Origin of the sequence: Pantoea stewartii (genome assembly GCF_011044475.1) — a bacterium.
GTDB classification, from domain to species: Bacteria; Pseudomonadota; Gammaproteobacteria; order Enterobacterales; family Enterobacteriaceae; genus Pantoea; species Pantoea stewartii.
Genome location: NZ_CP049115.1, coordinates 129,729 through 151,181 on the forward strand (window position 1 = coordinate 129,729; position 21,453 = coordinate 151,181).

At 54.6% G+C, this 21,453-nt stretch carries 24 protein-coding genes and 1 other annotated feature; of the genes, 14 read left to right on the forward strand and 10 right to left on the reverse strand.

The features are described from left to right. Nucleotides 1–9 precede the first annotated feature (9 nt). Nucleotides 10–1,005 (forward strand): succinylglutamate desuccinylase, encoded by a 996-nt coding sequence (astE, locus tag G5574_RS00550; RefSeq protein ID WP_054633910.1) that lies wholly within the window; start codon nucleotides 10–12, stop codon nucleotides 1,003–1,005. A 290-nt stretch (nucleotides 1,006–1,295) separates the two neighbouring features. Further along, nucleotides 1,296–1,784: an ATP-independent periplasmic protein-refolding chaperone Spy gene (gene spy / locus G5574_RS00555; RefSeq protein WP_006118940.1), complete on the forward strand. Its 489-nt coding sequence runs from the start codon at nucleotides 1,296–1,298 to the stop codon at nucleotides 1,782–1,784. 199 nt (nucleotides 1,785–1,983) lie between these two features. Here spy and cho read toward each other — a convergent pair whose 3' ends face one another. The 4 genes from cho to G5574_RS00575 form a co-directional block, all read right to left on the reverse strand. Further along, nucleotides 1,984–2,847 carry an excinuclease Cho gene (cho, locus tag G5574_RS00560; protein WP_033741457.1) on the reverse strand — a complete coding sequence of 288 codons (864 nt, stop codon included), beginning with the start codon at nucleotides 2,845–2,847 and terminating at the stop codon, nucleotides 1,984–1,986. A gap of 67 nt (nucleotides 2,848–2,914) precedes the next feature. Then, nucleotides 2,915–3,427, reverse strand: coding sequence for a drug/metabolite transporter permease (locus G5574_RS00565; RefSeq protein ID WP_164483178.1), 513 nt, complete (start codon nucleotides 3,425–3,427; stop codon nucleotides 2,915–2,917). A gap of 79 nt (nucleotides 3,428–3,506) precedes the next feature. Continuing rightward, the gene (gene nadE, locus G5574_RS00570) at nucleotides 3,507–4,331 is read right to left on the reverse strand and encodes an ammonia-dependent NAD(+) synthetase (RefSeq protein WP_033741113.1); all 825 of its coding nucleotides are present in this window, start codon (nucleotides 4,329–4,331) and stop codon (nucleotides 3,507–3,509) included. Between the two features lie 128 nt (nucleotides 4,332–4,459). After that, on the reverse strand, nucleotides 4,460–5,650 hold the full coding sequence (locus G5574_RS00575) for a multidrug effflux MFS transporter (protein WP_006118943.1): 1,191 nt from the start codon (nucleotides 5,648–5,650) through the stop codon (nucleotides 4,460–4,462). A 244-nt stretch (nucleotides 5,651–5,894) separates the two neighbouring features. Between G5574_RS00575 and osmE the strand changes: the two genes are divergently transcribed. Then, nucleotides 5,895–6,230 carry an osmotically-inducible lipoprotein OsmE gene (gene osmE, locus G5574_RS00580; RefSeq protein ID WP_006118944.1) on the forward strand — a complete coding sequence of 112 codons (336 nt, stop codon included), beginning with the start codon at nucleotides 5,895–5,897 and terminating at the stop codon, nucleotides 6,228–6,230. A gap of 53 nt (nucleotides 6,231–6,283) precedes the next feature. Here osmE and G5574_RS00585 read toward each other — a convergent pair whose 3' ends face one another. The 4 genes from G5574_RS00585 to hxpB all read right to left on the reverse strand — a co-directional run bounded on the left by G5574_RS00585 (nucleotide 6,284) and on the right by hxpB (nucleotide 9,819). After that, nucleotides 6,284–6,694, reverse strand: a complete 411-nt coding sequence (locus G5574_RS00585) for a DUF6515 family protein (protein ID WP_006118945.1) — start codon at nucleotides 6,692–6,694, stop codon at nucleotides 6,284–6,286. A gap of 193 nt (nucleotides 6,695–6,887) precedes the next feature. Further along, nucleotides 6,888–8,279, reverse strand: a complete 1,392-nt coding sequence (locus G5574_RS00590) for an L-cystine transporter (RefSeq protein WP_006118946.1) — start codon at nucleotides 8,277–8,279, stop codon at nucleotides 6,888–6,890. A 149-nt stretch (nucleotides 8,280–8,428) separates the two neighbouring features. Continuing rightward, on the reverse strand, nucleotides 8,429–9,019 hold the full coding sequence (locus G5574_RS00595; protein ID WP_033741117.1) for a metal-dependent hydrolase: 591 nt from the start codon (nucleotides 9,017–9,019) through the stop codon (nucleotides 8,429–8,431). A 131-nt stretch (nucleotides 9,020–9,150) separates the two neighbouring features. Then, nucleotides 9,151–9,819: a hexitol phosphatase HxpB gene (hxpB, locus tag G5574_RS00600; protein WP_033741119.1), complete on the reverse strand. Its 669-nt coding sequence runs from the start codon at nucleotides 9,817–9,819 to the stop codon at nucleotides 9,151–9,153. 153 nt (nucleotides 9,820–9,972) lie between these two features. On the opposite strand from hxpB, the gene G5574_RS00605 reads away from it, so the two are divergent. Further along, the gene (locus tag G5574_RS00605; protein ID WP_006118949.1) at nucleotides 9,973–10,509 is read left to right on the forward strand and encodes a YniB family protein; all 537 of its coding nucleotides are present in this window, start codon (nucleotides 9,973–9,975) and stop codon (nucleotides 10,507–10,509) included. A gap of 4 nt (nucleotides 10,510–10,513) precedes the next feature. Here the strand turns inward: G5574_RS00605 and G5574_RS00610 are convergent, their stop codons facing one another. Further along, nucleotides 10,514–11,407, reverse strand: coding sequence for a fructosamine kinase family protein (locus G5574_RS00610; RefSeq protein WP_033741121.1), 894 nt, complete (start codon nucleotides 11,405–11,407; stop codon nucleotides 10,514–10,516). Between the two features lie 79 nt (nucleotides 11,408–11,486). Beyond that, nucleotides 11,487–11,789 (reverse strand): type V toxin-antitoxin system endoribonuclease antitoxin GhoS, encoded by a 303-nt coding sequence (ghoS, locus tag G5574_RS00615; protein ID WP_006118951.1) that lies wholly within the window; start codon nucleotides 11,787–11,789, stop codon nucleotides 11,487–11,489. A gap of 351 nt (nucleotides 11,790–12,140) precedes the next feature. Here ghoS and G5574_RS00620 point away from each other — a divergent pair, with 351 nt between their 5' ends. The 10 genes from G5574_RS00620 (at nucleotide 12,141) to btuC (ending at nucleotide 21,445) form a co-directional block, all read left to right on the forward strand. After that, the gene (locus tag G5574_RS00620) at nucleotides 12,141–12,902 is read left to right on the forward strand and encodes a DUF481 domain-containing protein (RefSeq protein ID WP_006118952.1); all 762 of its coding nucleotides are present in this window, start codon (nucleotides 12,141–12,143) and stop codon (nucleotides 12,900–12,902) included. A gap of 247 nt (nucleotides 12,903–13,149) precedes the next feature. Next, nucleotides 13,150–15,078, forward strand: coding sequence for a threonine--tRNA ligase (gene thrS, locus G5574_RS00625; RefSeq protein WP_006118953.1), 1,929 nt, complete (start codon nucleotides 13,150–13,152; stop codon nucleotides 15,076–15,078). Nucleotides 15,079–15,081: 3 nt separating this feature from the next. Next, the gene (gene infC / locus G5574_RS00630; protein ID WP_006118954.1) at nucleotides 15,082–15,633 is read left to right on the forward strand and encodes a translation initiation factor IF-3; all 552 of its coding nucleotides are present in this window, start codon (nucleotides 15,082–15,084) and stop codon (nucleotides 15,631–15,633) included. Nucleotides 15,634–15,733: 100 nt separating this feature from the next. Further along, nucleotides 15,734–15,931 (forward strand): 50S ribosomal protein L35, encoded by a 198-nt coding sequence (gene rpmI, locus G5574_RS00635; protein ID WP_006118955.1) that lies wholly within the window; start codon nucleotides 15,734–15,736, stop codon nucleotides 15,929–15,931. A gap of 44 nt (nucleotides 15,932–15,975) precedes the next feature. Then, nucleotides 15,976–16,332: a 50S ribosomal protein L20 gene (gene rplT / locus G5574_RS00640; RefSeq protein WP_006118956.1), complete on the forward strand. Its 357-nt coding sequence runs from the start codon at nucleotides 15,976–15,978 to the stop codon at nucleotides 16,330–16,332. Nucleotides 16,333–16,448: 116 nt separating this feature from the next. After that, nucleotides 16,449–16,574, forward strand: a sequence feature (Phe leader region). After that, complete coding sequence (gene pheM, locus G5574_RS00645; protein ID WP_106120997.1) at nucleotides 16,454–16,498, forward strand: pheST operon leader peptide PheM; 45 nt, start codon at nucleotides 16,454–16,456, stop codon at nucleotides 16,496–16,498. (Overlaps the previous feature by 45 nt.) 71 nt (nucleotides 16,575–16,645) lie before the next feature. Further along, nucleotides 16,646–17,629, forward strand: a complete 984-nt coding sequence (pheS, locus tag G5574_RS00650; protein WP_033741123.1) for a phenylalanine--tRNA ligase subunit alpha — start codon at nucleotides 16,646–16,648, stop codon at nucleotides 17,627–17,629. Between the two features lie 14 nt (nucleotides 17,630–17,643). Continuing rightward, nucleotides 17,644–20,031 (forward strand): phenylalanine--tRNA ligase subunit beta, encoded by a 2,388-nt coding sequence (pheT, locus tag G5574_RS00655; RefSeq protein WP_164481859.1) that lies wholly within the window; start codon nucleotides 17,644–17,646, stop codon nucleotides 20,029–20,031. 4 nt (nucleotides 20,032–20,035) lie between these two features. Beyond that, on the forward strand, nucleotides 20,036–20,338 hold the full coding sequence (gene ihfA, locus G5574_RS00660; RefSeq protein ID WP_006118960.1) for an integration host factor subunit alpha: 303 nt from the start codon (nucleotides 20,036–20,038) through the stop codon (nucleotides 20,336–20,338). Between the two features lie 99 nt (nucleotides 20,339–20,437). Continuing rightward, on the forward strand, nucleotides 20,438–21,445 hold the full coding sequence (gene btuC, locus G5574_RS00665; protein ID WP_164481860.1) for a vitamin B12 ABC transporter permease BtuC: 1,008 nt from the start codon (nucleotides 20,438–20,440) through the stop codon (nucleotides 21,443–21,445). The last annotated feature ends 8 nt before the right edge of the window (nucleotides 21,446–21,453 follow it).

A 21,453-nucleotide genomic window follows, 5' to 3' on the forward strand; every position in this document is an offset into this window, starting at 1 on the left:
GGAGAAACAATGCAGGACTTTTTGCAGCAAACGCTGTCGGGTGAAGCGCCACGTTTGCGTAGCGGTGAGACGGCGCATCTTCGCTGGCAGTGGTTATACCATGGTCTTTTGCTTATGGAGCCAAAGGCACCGGTTAACCAGGCGCTGGTACTCTCTGCGGGCATTCACGGAAATGAAACCGCCCCGGTTGAAATCCTTAATCAGCTCATCACGCCTTTACTCCGGGGCGAAAAACCACTTCAGCAGCGTATGCTGGTGGTGTTAGGTAATCCTTCGGCGCTGCGCGCGGGGAAGCGTTATGTGACCAGTGACATTAACCGACTGTTTGGTGGCCGCTGGCAGCAGATTGATGATGGCGATGAAGCGCGGCGGGTGCTGCGGCTGGAACAAACGCTGGAAAACTTCTGGCAGCGGGGGGCATGTGACGAAACTCGCTGGCACCTGGATATGCATACGGCACTGCGCGGCTCTTACCATCCCCGCTTTGGCGTACTGCCGCATAATCCGCGTCCCTGGCCGGACGCGTTTTTGCACTGGCTGGGCGCAGCCGGTCTGGATGCGCTGGTATTTCATCGTTCGCCGGGGGGCACCTTTACCCATTTCAGCTGCGAACATTTTGGCGCAGCCAGCTGCACCCTGGAGTTGGGGCAGGCGCGGCCGTTTGGCGAAAACGATCTGTCGCAGTTCAGCGCCGCGTCTCAGGCCCTGGCTGCTCTGCTGTATGGTGAAACATTGCCTGAGCCCGCCGGTCGCCCGCGCCGTTATCGGGTCTGCCAGCAGATCACGCGCTTAAGTGAGGCGTTTCAGCTGCATATGCCGGATGACACGAAAAATTTTACCGCGTTTCCGCAGGGGGCGTTGTTAGCTGAGGATGGCGAGACGCGCTACTTTGTCCAGCAGGCGCGGGAATACGTGCTCTTTCCCAATCCCCATGTCGCGCTGGGATTGCGGGCGGGTTTAATGCTGATTGAAGAGAGCGAGCAGACTCAGGCGTTACCTCTCTGAACGGTCTCACCGCGCAGTATAAAAAAAGAGCGGAAGAGACCTTCCGCTTTACTGCTAAAGGCATTACAATTCTCCACGATTTATCCGAAATTTCCTGATTATTCATACTCTTTTGCAATTCCTGACGCCATTCTTCTTATTCCCTCCATGATCGCCTGAAATATGACTTTTGTGCTTTCACGCTTTTACGCTCACTCGCAGTAGTTGACGTTCAACGTCGTATGCTTGTTTCCGAAGACGCGACAGCGCGCTGTCGTAACGAAAGTGAACAAGTAAAAAAGGACACTGTTATGCGTAAACTGACTTCTCTGTTACTGGCTTCTACCCTGGCATTTGGTGCGGCATCTGTAGTGCATGCCGAAGCGGATAACCTGACGCCACCGCCAGCAGGCAGTGAGAAACCGATGCACAAGCCGATGCACCGGGGTGGGATGGACATGATGTTTGGCGGACTGAATCTGACGCCAGAACAAAAAACAAAAATGCATGAAATTATGAAAGCGGGCCGTGGCGAGATGCAGCGCCCGTCAATCGAAGAGCGTCGCGCTAACCATGCGATTATCGCCTCTGACAGCTTCGACAAAGCGAAGGCCGAAGCCCAGGCGGAGAAAATGACCGCCAACGCCAAAGCGAACGCGGTGGCAATGATGGAAACCCAGAACAAACTGTACAACGTACTGACGCCAGAGCAGAAAAAGCAGTACAACGCGAATTTTGAAAAGCATCTGACTGAAAAACGCCCGATGCATGACAAAGCGGCTCCGGCCCCTGCTGAATAAGCTTCGGGTTAATCACTAAAACCGGTCTGAGACCGCCGGCCTTGTCCACGTTGCGTGGGCAGTGTCGGCGGTTTTTTTATGCACGCGCGCCAGCGGGAAGGCGGTTAAGGAAAAGGGCGGTTCTGTCGCGTCACGCGGTCAACTCAGGGTTGCGTTGCAGGTCGTCATATGTCCGCCTTTTGTGCCGTCAGCAGGCGCTTCAGAGCGGAATGACCGGATACTGGCCGGACAACACCGGACGGCACAGGATCTTATAACCATCGTGGTCGAACCCGCCTTTACCCCGTTTCAGCCGTCTGGCTTCTTCAATCGAGTCAACTGAGCCCAGATAGAACCAGTGGTCAATGACATGAATCTGCGTCATCTGTTTCCCTTCTTCCACCAGCGCCACCGCCCCCTGCCAGGGCCAGCAGAAGACGCGGACGTTTTCCAGCGCCGCCAACAGTCGGTCCTGATGATCGCTCACGGACTCTTTGCCACAGCAGGCACCCGCACAGCGGCGTAACGCTGAGCGGAAACAGCCCCGGCTGGGGCTCAGTGCTTCCAGACCTAATAAGCCGTGGCAAAGCTGATACTCATCGGCCAGCTGTTTCAGCCGTTCCAGGGCAGCGAAGCGACTGCGGTATAAACCAAACAGGTTGGGCGACTGACTGAAATCGACATCGCGCGCATACACGACCTGTGGTTTCCCTTCGGGCGTAATTTGCAGCGAGCAGAGCTGGCGATTTTTGCGCAGGCGTTTATTGAAGAGCGGCTGCTGAGTTTTAATCATCTGCGCCTCCAGTAGCAACGCGCCGAGATCGCCCGCCGTGGGGATCCAGCTAACGCGTCGCGACTGGCGCAACATTTTGGCTTCATCAGGTGTTCGGAAATGAGACATGACGCGCGAACGCAGGTTAACGCTTTTGCCAATGTATAACGGCAGCGTGTCGCTTTCGCCATGAAAGGTATACACGCCGGGCAGGTTGGGCAAGCCTTCCAGCCATTCACGCAAATGTTCCGGGTATTCATAAATCGCTGCCGCATCAAATTCGAGGCGGTGGGTTGCTGCACGTCTTGCCAAAACGAACTCCCTATACTGGTTGTCCATACAGCATAACAGGCAGGTCAAATGATCGCCAGCCTCAGATTCATAACCGGTATGTTGCCCGCCAGCCGATCAGCGAGCCTGCGGTGATCAGGGCAACACCTTGCCAGAAGCTGGCGGGCGGTGTCAGGCCCAGCCATAAGCTGGCCAGCAAGGCGGACAGCACGGGCGTAAAACAGGAGGCGGTCGCCAGCAGGGGCAAATTTCCCTGCTGAATGCCGTCGTTCCAGGCAGAGTAGGCCACGGCGGTAGAGGCATCCACGAACAGCACTTGCGCCAGCGCGGTGACGATAAAAAACAGTGAAACACCGTTGCTACCGCATGCATGACGGCGTGTCACATTGTTATAAAGCGCCCAGGCCAGGGCTGCCGCCAGTGCCAGCAGATAGCGACGGGGCAGGACACGCGGATCGGGCAGGCCTCTTGTCAGGCACAACAGCAGGGCGGTGATGGAATAGATCAGGGCGGCACCGCCGGTGGGGCCAAAAGCCTCACTGACGCTACGCAGCAGACCCAGGGTCGTACTCCAGAGTAAAATTGCGCTCAGCCCGGTCAGGGTGGCGTTCGTGTAACGTTACGGACATGGGGTTTCAGCAGTTAAGGCAACCCTTGCCGGGCGGCAAGGGTCGGCGGCGTTATTTCCAGAAATCGTCGAAAACAGTGATAGGCGGTCGACGTTTGTGCTCGGTTTTCAGATACCAGCCTTCAATGATTTTCGCGCTGTCCGGATCGATCGTTTTCCCTTCAAGGTAGTCATCGATCATGTCGTAGGTGACGCCCAGTGCGACTTCATCCTGCAGACCGGGGCGATCGTCTTCTAAATCGGCGGTCGGTTTTTTCAGATACAGATGTTCCGGGCAACCCAGCGTTTTCAGCAGCAGTTTGCCCTGGCGCTTATTGAGGCGGAAGATAGGGTTAATATCGCTGCCGCCATCGCCGTACTTGGTAAAGAAGCCCGTGACGGCTTCTGCGCCATGGTCGGTGCCCACCACCACGCCTTTGGTCATACCGGCAATGCTGTACTGCGCTTTCATACGCTCACGGGCTTTCTCATTGCCGCGGACGAAATCCGACAGCACAATGCCGGCGTCTTTCAGCGCGCGCTCACTGGCCAGCACCGCTTCTTTAATATTGACCACCAGCGAGCGGTCTGGCTGGATGAAGGCCAGCGCATCCTGGCAGTCCTGCTCATCAGCCTGCACGCCGTAAGGCAGACGCACCGCGATAAAGGTGTAGTCGTTATCGCCTGTTTCCTGGCGAAGCTCCGTGATCGCCATCTGGGCCAGCTTGCCCGTCAGGGTAGAATCTTGTCCGCCGCTGATACCGAGTATTAACGCCTTCAGGCCGCTGTGGCGCGTTAAATACGCTTTGAGGAAATCCACGCTGGTACGAATTTCCTGCTGCGGATCGATAGTGGGTTTCACACCCAGTGCGGTAATGATTTCCTGCTGCAGTGACATCAACATCTCCTTAAGTCTTTAGCCAGCCGGCACAATACAAAGCCTGTCTTAAAGCTAACGCGCATCCCCGAAAACAACAAGCCAAAGCGGGTGATGTTTTCTTTTTGCTGGTCTGAATCCGACAATTTTTACCTCAGCGGAGGTTTTTTTGCCAAAACGATAAAGGTCAGTATAGCCAGCATGAAGCAACCAAATATCGTCAACGTCATACTGATTACTGATGTGCCGCCCATCCCGGTTACCGGCACGGCGAGTGCGCCCAGAGTGAACATCGTCACGCCAATGACAGCCGATGCGCTACCGGCACGTTGCCCCTGACTTTGCATCGCCAGTGAGGCGGCGGTGGTGGCAATGACACCATTGCTGGCAATCGAAAAGAACAGCGCAACCAGCAGCAGCGGGAGCGGGGCGTGCGTTAACCCGGCGGCCAGCAGCGCGCTGGAGGCCACGAATGCCAGCATCAGGCCGCCTTTCAGGACGCGATATTCACCCCACAGCGGGCAGAGGCGGGCGCTGGTCTGTGAGGCAATCACTAAACCGATACCGTTGGCGGCAAAGCAAAAGCTGAACGCCTGGGGTGACAGACCATAGATTTCCTGCAGCACGAACGGCGATGCGCCGATATAGGCGAACATGCCCGACATCATAAACCCTTGCGTCAGGCAGAAACCCATAAAGGCACGGTGGGTGATGACCTGCCCCAGTGCAGCATAAGCAGCAAAAACCGAGCCCTGACTCCGCCGATCAACGGGCAGACTTTCATGCAGTTTCCCGCGCGCCAGCAGGATGAGCAAAATGGCGATGCCGCTCAGCACAACAAAAATACCGCGCCAGTCCAGCACGGTCATCAGGGCACCGCCCAGTACGGGGGCGCCAATAGGGGCAAGGCCGTTAACCAGCATCAGCAGCGCAAAAAAGCGCGTCAGTTCATGGCCATTATACATATCGCGCGCAACCGCCCGTGACAGCACCGCACCGCCCGCTCCCGCTAATCCCTGAAACAGACGAGCCAGTAACAGTTGATCGATAGTCTGGGCAAGGGCGCAGCCCAGCGACGCGATAAACAACAACGTCAGTGACAGGGTCAGAGGGCGCAGACGACCAAATTTGTCGCTCATGGGACCAAACAGAAGCTGACCGGCGCCCAGTCCCAGCAGGCCAGCGGTAAGGCTGAGCTGTGCGGTAGACGTTGGCGTAGCCAGGTCACTGGCTAACTGCGGCAGGGCGGGCAGATACAGATCGATGCACAACGGTCCCAGCGCAGCCAGTAATCCCAGGGTGATGGCGTAAACCAGCCGGTTGGGTGAGGAAAGCGTCATTTGGCCTCTGATGATAATGTTTAAGTGACGTTGTCACAAAAGTGCATTCAGCGCGTCTTTTGTGCCTGTAAAAACGGCACTGGCCAACACGCAATGGTGCAGTGAGCCAGCATGCCTGGTCTGTTCCGGCGCATTTTAACAAATCCCGCGAGACAGATTGAGTTTAAGTCTGTCATTAACTTGATAAAAACCGTTTTATGTTCCAGGCTTTTCACCACATGGACAAAAAATGAGGAACAACAAGATGAATAAAGTGATGGGATGTATCGCTGCAGCGCTGACGCTGGCTGCGCTCTCTGGTTGTACGACTTACGATCGTGCGGAAAGCTACGTGACTAAGCCAGTGGTTAAGGACGTCAAAAAAGGCATGACCCGCCAGCAGGTCCGTCAGATTGCTGGCCCTGCTTCAACTGAAATCACCATGGTGCATGCGCGCGGTACCTGTCAGACCTATGTGATTGGCGAGCGTGACGGTAAAGCACAGACTTACTTCGTGAGCTATAACGATATGGGTCGCGTGATGAACTACGGCTTCCAGAGCTGTGCTGAATACGATACCGATCCGCAGGTTAAGCAGTAAATTTTTGCTGACCTGAAAAAACGGCTCGCTTATGGCGAGCCGTTTTTTTATCTCTACAGTCCAGCCGGACGCGGCACTTCAACGTAGCTGCCGTTAATCTCCCGCTGATAGTAATGCCCGTCCTGCACGTAGAACCGTCGGCCATTAAAATCCAGCACCCGCATACCGCCGACGCTGCTGACATAGGTCGGAGCAGGCGGCTCAACAACCACGTACTCATCACCGTGTCGCTGATAATAACTGCCATTCAGCAAATAGTAGGTTAATCCCCCAATCAGAACCGCCGTTGCCGCCAGTGGCAGAACGTGGAAATGGTCAGGACCATGCCAGCGTGGCGCAGGACCATGCCAGCCTGGGCCGGGCCGGTACCAGTGAGGGCCGGGCCCCCAGTCGCCGGGGCGCGCAAACACTGCGCTGGGCGTAATCATCGCTAACGCGAGGAATGAAGCGATAACCGTTTTCATGTGCATTCTCCTGCTGTGACTCGCTGCAGAATTCTCCTTTTAGCGTCCAAAAACAAGCAGAAAGCGCACGTATTATTGCCCCTTTACCACGCTTAACGTTTCCTTAACGTGAATGTAAAGAGAGAGGGGAAATAAGGAGAAACAGGCAGGGAAAAGGGAGAAGACCTGGCACCGGGTGCCAGGTCAGCTGTGATTAGCTGTGCTCTAATTCACGGTGTTCGTCTTGCTCAAGAACGCGTCGGTCTGTCAGGCCCAGCCAGCGACTGGTCAGGGAACCTGCGGTCATTGCACCATTCACGTTCAACGCGGTTCTGCCCATATCGATCAACGGCTCGATCGAAATCAGCAGTGCGACCAGCGTGACGGGCAGGCCCATCGCGGGCAGCACGATTAACGCCGCGAAAGTCGCGCCACCGCCGACACCGGCAACGCCCGCTGAGCTCAACGTCACAATGCCCACCAGAGTGGCAATCCACAGCGGATCAAACGGGTTAATGCCCACTGTCGGCGCTACCATCACGGCCAGCATGGTCGGATAAAGACCGGCACAACCGTTCTGCCCGATCGTAGCGCCAAACGACGCCGAGAAACTGGCAATGGATTCCGGCACGCCCAGACGACGGGTTTGCGCTTCCACGTTCAGCGGAATGCTGGCGGCACTGGAGCGGCTGGTGAAGGCAAAGGTCAGCACGGGCCAGACTTTGCGGAAAAAGCGCATAGGGTTGATGCCATTTACGGACAGCAGCAGACCGTGTACCACAAACATAATGCCCAGGCCCAGATAGGATGCGACCACGAAGCTACCCAGCTTAATGATGTCCTGCAGGTTCGATCCGGCAACCACTTTAGTCATCAGCGCCAGCACGCCGTAAGGCGTCAGTTTCATGATCAGGCGCACCAGCTTCATCACCCATGACTGCAGCGTATCGATCGCCGTCAGGACACGCTGCCCTTTCACTTCGTCATCTTTAAGCAGGTGCAGGGCCGCCACGCCTAAAAAGGCTGCGAAGATGACGACACTGATAATCGAGGTGGGGCTGGCACCGGTTAAATCGGCAAAGGGGTTTTTCGGGATAAAGGACAGGATAAGCTGCGGCGCCGTCAGATCGGCCACTTTGCCTACATAGTTATTCTGGATGGCGCTCAGACGCGCCGTTTCCTGGGCACCCTGTACCAGGCCGGTTGCATTAAGATGGAACAGCCCGGTCACGAAAACCCCGACCAGCGCCGCAATCGCGGTCGTAAACAGCAGCACCCCAATGGTCAGGAAACTGATTTTGCCCAGCGAAGAGGCGTTATGCAGGCGCGCCACCGCGCTCAGAATTGAGACAAAGACCAGCGGCATCACGATCATCTGCAACAGCTGGACATAGCCGTTACCGACCACGTTAAACCAGCCAATTGACGCTTTGACCGTATCGCTGTTACTGCCGTAAATAAACTGCAGCGCCAGGCCAAACGCGACGCCAAACACTAACCCGACCAGCACTTTTTTTGACAGACTCCAGTTGGCGCGGCTCAGGCGTGACAGCAGAAGCAGCAGCACCACAAAGGCAATGATATTAAGCGTTAAAGGGATATCCATAGAAACTCCGAATCATGCAGCATTCCCCTGGTAAGGAAAGCAAAAGTAGTTATTGTTCATACAGGTGTCCGGAAATGGTATCAGGTGAATTTAGTGCGATCTTATATCCAAATGGAATAGCTTATAACGTTGCTTGAGCGGCCAGTGGCTCAGGAGCCGGAATGCCCGGACAGGAGGCGGCTGACGCCGTTTTGCAAGGTATCAAATACCTGAGTGGGCCAGCCATTTTCGCCAAACGCAGGCATCCCTGGCGGGAACCACAGCGCGTAAGCCATCAGGCACAGGCACAGAGCGCGCTCCAGTTGATTGCCTTTTTGGCTGTTCAGAATGGGCAGACGAAAACGCCAGCGACAGGGCCAGAGCAGAGGAACGCCGGCCGGAGTGAGCATATCGGCCACAATGTGGCTCAGGTAACCCAGCGTCATGCCCTGCAGAACATCGGCGGGCACCGGCCAGCTTTTCGGCACGTTAATCTGAAACAGCCACAGGCCAGCCGCGACGGCAAGCAGGCTGTGGGTGAACCCGCGATGACCAAATGCCCGGGCAATGGGATGCGACAACCAGCGCAGGCGCTGGCCCAGCAATGACTTAGGATGATCGATGTCAGGCAGCAGGCAGGTCAGCAGGCTGGCGGGAATTAAATGCCACCAGTCCGCCTGAGCCATCACCGGGGTGAGCTCGGCCCGTTTCGCAAAAATGGCGCTGGCAACAGCAAAAAAGATATGGCCTTCGGCCGTCATGATAAACCTGGCTGCAAAAGAAACTGTCAATGCATCCAGTATAGGAATTTATCCAGTAAATGAGAACCTGTGACGCTGTAACGAAGCGTTAATTTTTTAAGGGGATGCAACAGGTTACAGCGCCTTTGCGGTTAAGCCTGCAAATGCTCCCGCGTTAACTGCGTCAGGCTGCTCAGCTTCACGTCGGCAAGCGCCCAGCGGGCATCATCCTGATGGCTGGCTGCCGGAATCACAATTGATCGCATTCGTGCGGCTTTGCTTGCTACCATGCCGTTCACCGAATCTTCCAGCGCGACGCAGTGAAGCGGATCAATGCCCAGCGCCTCGGCGGCGTTGAGGTAGACCTGCGGATGCGGCTTGCTGTAGGGCAGATGTTCGGCGGAAGACAGCACATCAAAATAGTGCTTCAGGTTAAACATCGCCAGTACCTGTTCCAGCATGAAGCGGGGCGATGCGGAAACCAGGCCGGTCTTAAGGCCGTGCTGTTTGCACAATGAGAGGGCGGACTCAACGCCGGGCAGAAGCGGGCGGTTTATCGCAATCAGTTCCATTGCACGGGTGATGATACGCTGTGTGACCGCTTCCTGACTCGGTCCCGACCAGGGCAACGTTTCGTACCACATGCGCACCGTCTGATCGATACGTAATCCGAGCGTATCAGGTAATTCGTGGCGTCGGGTCAAATCGATATTCAGGGTTGAGAAGATGTCCATTTCAGCCTGATCCCAGAGAGGTTCAGAATCAATCAACAATCCATCCATATCAAATAAAGCTGCAAAAACAGGGCGGTGGTAAGACATGTGTCGCTCCTTAAAAAGTTCAGGCTACCTTAGCATGAACACAGGGTTGGTGCGCAGATGAGGCGAAACGGGCGCAGACCGCTCTTTTTTTTGGGAAAATTCTGCAAGGGCAGGTAGACTGAAGCAAATGGGATTTTGGGTTCAGGAGATATCATGACCTATCAACAGGCTGGCCGCATTGCCATCCTTAAGCGTGTCGCTGGCTGGGTGATTTTTTTACTCGCGTTGCTGTCTACCATCATTTCACTGCTGAGCTTTTTGTTTAAGCACAGTGAAAAGAAACCCGGTATTGATGCCGTGATGCTGGATTTCATTCATGTCATGGTGGATATGATTCGCTTTAATACGCCGTTTCTGAATGTGTTCTGGCAAAACTCACCGGTGCCCGAGTTCAATGGACAGATGAATCTGGGCTTCTGGTTTATCTATATTTTGATTTTTGTCGGGCTGGCGCTGGAAGCGTCCGGTGCGCGCATGGGACGTCAGGTGCGCCATGTGCGGGAAGGGATTGAAGATCAGATGATTCTTGAGCAGGCAAAAGGCAGCGATGGCCGGACCCGGCAGCAGCTGGAAGAAAAGGTACGGGTCCCGCGCCACACCATTTTTCTGCAGATTTTCCCGCTCTACATCCTGCCGCTGGTGATTGCCATCGCCGGTTACTTTCTGCTTTCTCTGCTTGGTTTTCTCTAAACGATCAGGCCGGTTTCACCTGACCGGCTGCCCGTGCATCGTCATCCAGCAACTGGCCCACGGCAAACTGCGCCGCGCCCAGCCAGTTGCCGCCAAACACGTTGGCCCGGTTCAGGAGATAGTAAAGCTGATAAACCGGCTGACGCTGCGAAAAGCCATCGGGTAATGGCCAGCTCTGGTGATAACCGTCAAAGATCGCCTTCGGCAGATCGGTAAACCAGCTCAGCATCGCCAGGTCGCATTCCCGGTCGCCCCAGTAACAGGCAGGATCGAAAATCCAGGGGCCAGTCTCGCTGCCCGCACAGTTAGCTGGCCACAGATCGCCGTGGAGCAGGGAAGGTTGAGGGTGATGGGACGCCAGGGTCCGTTGCACACAATCAATAATCCGTTCGGCATCGCCGTACAGAATGCCTTTCTCAGCGGCAATCTGCAGTTGCCAGCCGATTCGTTGCTCCGCAAAGAAAACTGACCAGCGCCGCAACCAGCTGTTGGGCTGTGGTGTAGAGGTCAGATTATTATCGAAATCAAGCCCGAACTGAGGTTGCTCGCTCCACTGATGCAGACGCGCCAACTGCTGGCCTAACTGGTAGGCGCTCTGCGGATCCAGGGGCTGAGGTTTGATATATTCCAGCAGCAGGAAACTGTAGTCACGATCGCTGCCAACGCCATAAACGTCCGGAACGCGGACCGTCTGGGTACGGCGCAGCAGGGCGAGTTGATCGGCTTCCCAGCTAAACAGGGACACTTTATCGCGGCTGTTGCACTTCACAAACACATCCTGCTCACCATAGCGGATGAGCCAGGCGGGATGCACATCCCCCCCGGGGAGTTCGTGACGTTGGGTAATTTCGGCGTTGCCAAATTGCTCGTTTAACAGACGACTAATGGCTGACCACATCGGGTTATCCTCTTTATTCGCTGCCTGAGTTCAATTGTAACGCGGACGCACGCGATAAAAATCTGCGCGTGTGCACAGACTAGTCTGCGGCACCTGTTGCTTGGCGCAGAAAGTCGTCAAGCGTGGTCAACGTCACGTCGGGTTTCTGGCCCAGCGCGCTTTCGCCCGCGGCAAGAGCCTGCTGTTTTAGCGCGGCCTCATCCAGTGTGGTGACAATGCCAAAACTGTTGGTGCCAAGCTCATGGGCGGTGCCACTGTCATCCATTAACGTGGTAGAGAAGCCCCCTGATGTCAGAGCACCGGTCAGGTTCAGAACGTCACTGAGTCCGGCTTCCTGATAATGAAAGGTCACGACATAGCGATGTAGATCTCCACTGCTCATTTTGCACCTCGAAAGGGTTAAATATCACACAGCGTAGTACAGGGTGAAAAAACAGGCGAATAATGAAGGGGATGAGCCAACAATTCGGACTAAACTGTTTACCGTTTGTGCGGATGCTGGCGACCCGAACGTATGTAAATCATGTAAACGAACAGATGTTATTTGGCAAAAACAACTCTATAATGCGCGCCGAACTCAGGTTAACGTCCAGCAAATACGGGACGTTACGCTAATGCATGATGTTCTGAGCGAATTCATATCTCTTTACAAAAGTTACGGTAAAGGGGATTGATCGCACCGGGAAACCCTTCAGAATCTTCGTTTTCAAAACTGTTGCACGGATCACACTTAATGAACGCCTTTAACAAGCTGTCTGCTGTTCTATTGCTCTCTGCCGGAGCGTTTTGTCACCAGGCGCTGGCCGATAACGCGGTCTTCACCGCGATGGATGACCCTTCAACGGCGAAAAAGCCTTTTGAAGGATCGGCCTCTGCAGGTTACCTGGCGCAAACCGGTAACACCACCAGCTCATCGTTGACCGCACAGACCAACATGACCTGGTATACAGAATCAATGGCCTACAGCTTGTGGGGCAATGCCGCGAATACCTCTGCAAACGATGAGCGCTCGTCCGAAACCTATAACGTAGGTGCGCGTTCGCGTTACAACATGAGCGCCTATGACTACCTGTTTGGTCAGGCAAGCTGGTTAAGTGACCGTTACAATGGTTATGACGGACGCGATGTCCTGACCGCCGGTTATGGTCGTCAGATCCTGAATGGCCCGGTGCATTCACTGCGTGCGGAATTCGGTCCTGGTGTCCGTTACGACGATTACCGCGAAGGTGGCCATAAAACGCAGGCGCTGGCTTACGGTGCGGTGAGCTACCAGTGGCAGCTGACAGATACCACCAAATTCATTCAGGGTGTTTCCGTGCTGAGCTCACTGGGTGACGATACGACAGTGAACTCTGAAACGGGCTTACAGGTAGCGATTAACGACCATTTCGCCCTGAAACTGGCGTATAACGTCACCTGGAACAACAATCCACCTGAGTCTGCGCCCGACCATACGGATACCAAAACCACGGTCATGCTGACGTACGCGATGTAATCCGCGTTAACTCTGTCTGACGGAGAAGCGGTCTGGCCTGGGGCCTGGCCGCTTTTTTTTGATCTGTCTGAGAGTTAGCGGAAAGGCATGGGTTTTGCTCACGTCTGAAAACTGCTATTATTCGTGCCGCATCAACTTCCTGGCGACATTCCGACAATGTGGGTCTGATTTCACGCCAGGTGAATCAAACTACTCAATTTTGTATGTAGGCTTTCGTGTGGCTTACCACTGCAACTAAGGACATTCTATGCCTGTAATTACGCTTCCTGATGGCAGCCAGCGCACTTATGATCGCCCTGTCAGCGTGATGGACATCGCGCTTGATATCGGCCCCGGTCTGGCCAAAGCCTGTATCGCCGGACGAGTGAACGGTGAACTGGTCGATGCGGTTGATCCCATCACCGACGACGCGTCTGTCGCCATTATTACTGCAAAAGACGAAGCGGGTCTTGAAATCATCCGTCACTCTTGCGCGCACCTGTTAGGCCATGCCATTAAGCAGCTGTGGCCCGACACGAAAATGGCTATTGGTCCGGTTATCGACAACGGTTTCTACTATGATGTCGACATCGATCGCACGCTGACCCAGGAAGATATTGAGCTGCTGGAAAAACGCATGCATCAGTTGGCTGAGACCAACTACGATGTCGTGAAGAAGAAGGTCAGCTGGCAGGAAGCGCGCGATGTCTTCGCGGCGCGGGGTGAAGTCTATAAGACCACCATCCTGGACGAGAATATCAGCCATGATGATCGCCCTGGGCTGTATCATCATGAAGAATACGTCGATATGTGCCGCGGTCCGCACGTACCGAATATGCGTTTTTGTCACCATTTCAAACTGCAGAAAATTTCAGGCGCCTACTGGCGTGGCGACAGCGACAACAAAATGTTGCAGCGCATCTACGGCACCGCCTGGGCCGATAAAAAGCAGCTGTCTGCCTATCTGCAGCGTCTGGAAGAAGCGGCGAAGCGCGACCACCGTAAGATCGGTAAACAGCTCGACCTCTACCATATGCAGGAAGAAGCGCCGGGTATGGTTTTCTGGCATAATGACGGCTGGACAATTTTCCGTGAACTGGAAGTGTTCGTCCGCAGTAAGCTGAAAGAGTACCAGTACCAGGAAGTAAAAGGTCCGTTCATGATGGACCGCGTGCTGTGGGAAAAAACCGGTCACTGGGAAAACTACAAAGATGCGATGTTTACGACCTCTTCGGAGAACCGTGAGTACTGCATCAAGCCAATGAACTGCCCGGGTCATGTGCAAATCTTTAATCAGGGGCTGAAATCCTATCGCGATTTGCCACTGCGTATGGCCGAATTCGGGAGCTGCCACCGTAATGAACCCTCAGGTGCGTTACATGGTCTGATGCGCGTTCGTGGCTTTACTCAGGATGATGCCCATATTTTCTGTACGGAAGATCAACTGCGCGCCGAAGTGAACAGCTGTATCCGCATGGTTTACGACATGTACAGCACCTTTGGCTTTGAAAAGATCGTGGTGAAACTGTCTACCCGTCCTGAAAAACGCATCGGTTCTGATGAAACCTGGGATCGTGCAGAAGAGGATCTGGCTGCGGCGCTCAATGAAAACAACATTGCGTTTGAATACCAGCCGGGTGAGGGCGCCTTCTACGGCCCGAAAATTGAATTTACTCTATACGATTGCCTTGACCGTGCCTGGCAGTGCGGAACAGTTCAGCTAGACTTTTCCCTGCCTAAACGTCTGGATGCCACTTACGTGGGTGAAAACAACGATCGTCAGACGCCCGTGATGATTCACCGTGCGATTCTGGGGTCGATGGAACGCTTTATCGGTATTTTGACCGAAGAGTTTGCCGGTTTCTTCCCTAGCTGGCTGGCACCAGTGCAGGCTGTCGTCATGAATATTACCGACGGTCAGGCAGAATATGTTGAGACTTTGACACGTAAATTGCAGAATGCTGGCATTCGTGTGAAAGCGGACTTGAGAAACGAGAAGATAGGCTTTAAAATCCGCGAGCACACATTACGTCGCGTCCCTTATATGTTGGTCTGTGGTGATAAAGAGGTGGAAGCTGGCAAAGTGGCCGTTCGCACCCGCCGTGGTAAAGACCTTGGGTCGATGGATGTCGATGTGTTTGTTGAGAAGCTGCAGCAAGAGATTCGCAGCCGCAATCTTCACCAATTGGAGGAATAAGGTATTAAAGGCGGAAAACGAGTACAACCTACGCGTCCGAATCGCATCAACAGTGAAATTCGCGCAACAGAAGTGCGCTTAACAGGCGTTGAAGGCGAGCAACTTGGTATTGTCAGTCTACGCGAAGCTTTGGAAAAAGCTGAGGAAGCGGGTGTAGATTTAGTTGAAATCAGCCCGAACGCCGAACCGCCGGTTTGCCGCATTATGGATTACGGCAAGTTCCTCTATGAAAAAAGCAAATCTTCTAAGGAACAGAAGAAGAAGCAAAAAGTTATTCAGGTTAAGGAAATTAAATTCCGTCCTGGAACCGACGATGGCGACTATCAGGTCAAACTACGCAACCTGATTCGCTTTCTGGAAGAAGGCGATAAAGCCAAAATCACGCTGCGTTTCCGCGGTCGTGAGATGGCGCACCAGCAGATCGGTATGGAAGTGCTTAACCGCGTCCGTAAAGACCTGTGTGATGATCTGGATTTGGCTATTGTCGAATCCTTCCCTTCGAAGATCGAAGGCCGCCAGATGATCATGGTGCTCGCACCTAAGAAGAAACAGTAGGCATTCAAGTAGCAATGACCGCGCAGCGCTCGCGTTGTGCGGTTTGTTGTTCGCCTGTCTGGGTCATGTTATCAACAATGCGAAGTGGATATTTTTTAAAATGCCAAAGATTAAAACTGTACGTGGCGCGGCTAAGCGCTTCAAGAAGACCGCTTCTGGCGGCTTCAAGCGTAAACACGCGAACCTGCGTCATATTCTGACTAAGAAATCTACCAAGCGTAAACGTCACCTGCGTCCGAAAGGCATGGTGTCTAAAGGCGATCTGGGTCTGGTTGTTGCCTGCCTGCCGTACGCATAAGTAAATTTTTTTAATTAATTCAGAATATTAAACAGGAGAGCTAAATGGCTCGTGTAAAACGTGGTGTAGTTGCTCGCGCACGTCACAAAAAAATCTTAAAACAAGCTAAAGGTTACTACGGTGCACGTTCACGTGTTTACCGCGTTGCCTTCCAGGCTGTTATCAAAGCTGGTCAGTATGCTTACCGCGACCGTCGTCAACGTAAGCGTCAGTTCCGTCAGCTGTGGATCGCGCGTATCAACGCAGCGGCGCGTCAGAACGGTATGTCTTACAGCCGTTTCATCAATGGTCTGAAAAAAGCAGCCATTGAAATTGACCGTAAAATCCTGGCCGACATCGCTGTATTCGACAAAGTGGCATTCACTGCACTGGTAGAAAAAGCGAAATCAGCTCTGGCGTAAGTCAGTTGAAAAAGGGAGCTTGCTCCCTTTTTTATTACCTGTAACCTGAGCAAAAGATTGACTTTTTCGCCTCTGCGCTTTTCAATAGTGCCGTTGAGTATCACGACAAGGTAACGCAAGCATGAATGCTGCTATTTTCCGTTTCTTTTTTTACTTTAGCGCCTGACAATCAGGGGCTTTTGCGCATAAGAAAAGAAACGAAAAATCGCGCTGAAAGCCTCCCACGTGGAGGCTTTTTTATTTTTGGCGCTGGCATATTGGACCGGCAGGTCCCAACAAGTACTAACCAGCCTGACTGGAAAAAGAGGAAAACATGTCCCAACTAGCAGAACTGGTGGCGAACGCCACGGCGGCCATCGACGGGGCGACCGATATCGCCGCCCTTGACGCGGTGCGCGTCGAATATCTGGGGAAAAAAGGGCATCTGACTTTGCAGATGACCACGTTGCGTGAGCTGCCAGCAGAAGAGCGTCCAGCAGCCGGTGCCGTGATTAACGAAGCCAAACAGCAGGTGACAGATCGTCTGAATGCCCGCAAAGAAGCGATGGAGTCGGCGGCGCTCAACGCCCGTCTGGCGGCGGAAACCATCGATGTCTCGCTGCCGGGACGCCGTATCGAAAACGGTGGGCTGCATCCGGTTACCCGGACTATCGATCGCATTGAAACCTTCTTTGGTGAACTGGGATTTGCGGTGGTGACCGGCCCGGAAATTGAAGACGATTACCATAACTTTGACGCGCTGAATATCCCCGGCCATCACCCGGCACGTGCCGATCACGACACCTTCTGGTTCGATGCCACTCGCCTGCTGCGTACGCAGACATCCGGCGTACAGATCCGCACGATGAAAAACCAGCAGCCGCCGCTGCGCATTATCGCCCCGGGCCGCGTGTACCGTAACGACTACGATCAGACGCACACGCCGATGTTCCACCAGATGGAAGGCCTGATCGTCGATAAGAACATCAACTTCACCAACCTGAAAGGCACGCTGCACGATTTCCTGAACAACTTCTTTGAGGAAGATTTGCAGATCCGTTTCCGTCCGTCTTACTTCCCGTTCACCGAACCGTCTGCGGAAGTGGATGTGATGGGGAAAAACGGCAAGTGGCTGGAAGTGCTGGGCTGCGGCATGGTGCATCCTAACGTGCTGCGCAACGTCGGTATCGATCCGGAAGTCTACTCGGGCTTCGCCTTTGGTATGGGCATGGAGCGTCTGACCATGCTGCGTTACGGCGTGACCGATTTACGCGCATTCTTCGAAAATGATTTACGTTTCCTCAAACAATTTAAGTAAGGGCAGGTTATCCAATGAAATTCAGTGAACTCTGGTTACGCGAATGGGTAAATCCAGCCCTTGACAGCGCAGCGCTGTCAGAACAAATCACCATGGCGGGTCTGGAAGTGGATGGCGTTGAGCCAGTGGCTGGCGCGTTTCATGGCGTGGTGGTCGGTGAGGTCGTAGAGTGCAGTCAGCACCCGAATGCCGACAAGCTGCGCGTGACCAAAATCAACACCGGGGGCGATCGTCTGCTGGATATCGTGTGCGGTGCGCCGAACTGTCGTCAGGGCCTGAAAGTGGCCGTCGCCACCGTGGGTGCCGTTCTGCCGGGCGATTTCAAAATCAAAGCCGCAAAGCTGCGCGGTGAACCCTCGGAAGGCATGCTGTGCTCGTTCTCGGAGCTGGGTATTTCCGATGATCACAATGGCATTATTGAACTGCCTGCCGATGCGCCTGTGGGCACCGATATCCGTGACTATCTGCAGTTAGATGACAACACCATCGAAATCAGCGTGACGCCTAACCGCGCTGACTGTCTGGGCATCATGGGCATCGCTCGGGATGTTGCGGTCCTGAACGGCCTGCCGCTGAATACGCCCGCCATCGAGCCGGTCACTGCCACGATTCCCGATACCTTCCCGATTCGCGTTGACGCGACCAATGCCTGTCCTCGCTATTTAGGCCGGGTGGTCAAAGGCGTGAACGTTGCCGCAGCAACGCCGCTGTGGATGAGAGAGAAACTGCGCCGCTGCGGTATTCGCTCTATCGATCCGGTCGTGGATATCACCAACTACGTGCTGCTGGAGCTGGGTCAGCCGATGCATGCCTTCGATCTGGATCGTCTTGACGGCGGGATCGTGGTGCGCATGGCAGAAGAGGGCGAAGCACTCACGCTGCTGGACGGTACAGAAGCCAGACTCAGCAGCGATACGCTGGTCATTGCTGACCACCAGAAAGCGCTGGCGATGGGCGGCATTTTTGGCGGTGAGCATTCCGGCGTAAACACCGAAACGCAAAATATTTTACTGGAATGCGCCTGGTTTGAGCCGCTGGCGATTACCGGCCGGGCGCGTCGTCATGGTTTGCATACGGATGCTTCACATCGTTACGAGCGTGGTGTGGATTCGGCGCTGCAGCACAAGGCGATGGCGCGGGCGACGCAGCTGCTGCTGAGCATCTGTGGCGGCGAAGCCGGTCCGGTTATCGATCAGACGGTAGAGGCCGCGTTGCCGGTGCCTGCCACCATCACCTTACGTCGTGAGAAGCTGGATCGCTTAATCGGTCATGTGGTCAGCGATGCCCAGGTGACCGACATTCTGACCCGCCTCGGTTGTCAGGTGAACGTAGGCAATCAGGAATGGCAGGCGGTCGCACCGACCTGGCGCTTCGATATGGCTATCGAAGAAGACCTGGTGGAAGAGATTGCGCGCATCTACGGTTACAACAATATCCCGAACGTGCCGGTGCAGGCCGGGCTGGTAATGACGAAGCACCGTGAAGCCAACCTGTCGCTGAAACGCGCGAAGATGCTGCTGGTGGATAAAGGCTATCAGGAGGCCATTACCTACAGCTTCGTGGATCCAAAAGTCCAGCAGTTGCTGCATCCCGGCGAAGAGGCATTGCTGCTGCCAAGCCCGATTTCCAGCGATATGTCCACCATGCGTCTGTCGCTGTGGACCGGTTTGCTGAGCGCCGTGGTCTATAACCAGAATCGTCAGCAGAGCCGCGTGCGCCTGTTTGAGAGCGGCCTGCGTTTTGTGCCTGATACACAGGCAGATTTAGGTATCCGTCAGGATTTGATGCTGGCCGGCGTACTGAGTGGCAATCGCTTCGAAGAGCACTGGGATCTGGCGCGCCAGGCGGTTGACTTCTATGATTTGAAAGGCGATTTAGAGTCATTACTGGATTTAACCGGTAAGCTCGACGCCATCACTTTCCGTGCAGAAGCGAATCCGGCGTTACATCCGGGACAAAGTGCGGCAATTTATTTGCATGATGAACGAATCGGATTTATCGGAGTGGTTCATCCCGAACTTGAACGTAAGCTGGATCTCAACGGTCGCACCTTAGTCTTTGAACTGCTTTGGAATAAGGTCGCAGACCGCGTCCTGCCTGATGCGCAAGAGATTTCGCGCTTCCCGGCAAACCGCCGAGATATCGCCGTTGTTGTGGCGGAAAACGTGCCCGCAGCAGATATCATCGCAGAGTGTAAGAAAGTTGGCGTAAATCAGGTAGTTGGCGTAAACTTGTTTGACGTGTACCGAGGTAAGGGTGTTTCCGAGGGCTATAAGAGCCTCGCAATCAGCCTGATTTTGCAGGATACCAGCCGGACACTCGAAGAAGAGGAGATTGCCGCGACGGTTGCCAAATGCGTTGCGGCATTAAAAGAGCGATTCCAGGCAACCTTGAGGGATTGAACCTATGGCGCTTACAAAAGCTGAGATGTCAGAATACCTGTTTGAGAAACTCGGGCTGAGCAAACGTGATGCAAAAGAGTTAGTGGAGCTGTTTTTCGAAGAGGTTCGCCGCGCTTTGGAAAATGGAGAACAGGTTAAACTGTCGGGGTTTGGTAATTTTGATCTGCGTGACAAAAACCAACGTCCGGGCAGAAACCCAAAAACGGGAGAGGATATTCCGATTACTGCACGTCGCGTAGTCACCTTCCGTCCAGGGCAGAAGCTTAAAAGTCGCGTTGAGAACGCCACACCCAAAGACAGTGACTGATCCCAGTGTTTTAAAAAGGCCGCGCAAGCGGCCTTTTTCATTTCTTTTTTTCGCAATCCTTTTACAATCAATTCCCTGTTACCCAGATCAATTCCGCTTATGTCCCAGCTTGAACAACTTGCACGGCACAGCACACGGCAAAATCAAAAATGGCTGGTGGGCCTGAGTCTGCTGCTACTGGCGCTTTTTACGGTCAGCCTGTGTGCAGGCGAGCGCTGGATAGGGCCTGCCGCCTGGTGGAGTGAGAGCGGCAGGCTGTTTGTCGGCCAGTTACGTTTACCCCGTACCGTCGCGGTGATGCTGGTGGGGGCGGCGCTGGCGTTGAGCGGGGTGATGATGCAGGCGCTGTTTACCAATCCGCTGGCCGAGCCCGGCCTGCTGGGGGTGTCCAGCGGGGCAGGCATTGGCCTGGTGGCGGGCGTGCTGTTCAGCGGCGGCGCATTATGGAGCCTCTCGCTTTCGGCGATAGCGGGCGCGTTGGTGATTACGCTGATTCTGCTGCACTTTGCCCACCGCCATTTATCCGTCAGCCGTTTGTTGCTCACCGGCGTAGCGTTGGGCATGATTTGCAGCGCGATGATGACCTGGGCGGTGTATTTCAGCAGCAGTCTCGATTTGCGCCAACTGATGTACTGGATGATGGGCGGATTCAGCGGCATCGACTGGCGTTATGGCTGGATGATGCTGGCGTTATTGCCGGTGATTCTGGCCAGCATGACGGCGGCCCGCGCGCTCAATCTGTTGGCCCTCGGTGAGACCTCCGCGCGCCAGTTAGGACTGTCTCTGGTCTGCTGGCGTAATCTGCTGGTGCTGGCCATGGGCTGGCTGGTCGGGGTAAGCGTTGCGCTGGCCGGGGCGATAGGATTTGTCGGGCTGGTCATTCCTCATCTGTTACGCCTGGTGGGATTGCACGATCATCGTGCGTTGCTGCCGGCCTCCGCGCTGGCAGGGGCCAGCGTACTGCTGGGGGCAGATATTATTGCCCGTCTGGCACTGGCCTCGGCTGAGTTGCCTGTTGGCGTGGTCACGGCCACGCTGGGTGCGCCATTGTTTATCGTTCTGTTAGTCAAATCGACACGTCAGCCTGGGCTGACAAACAAGTCTTAACCACAGGA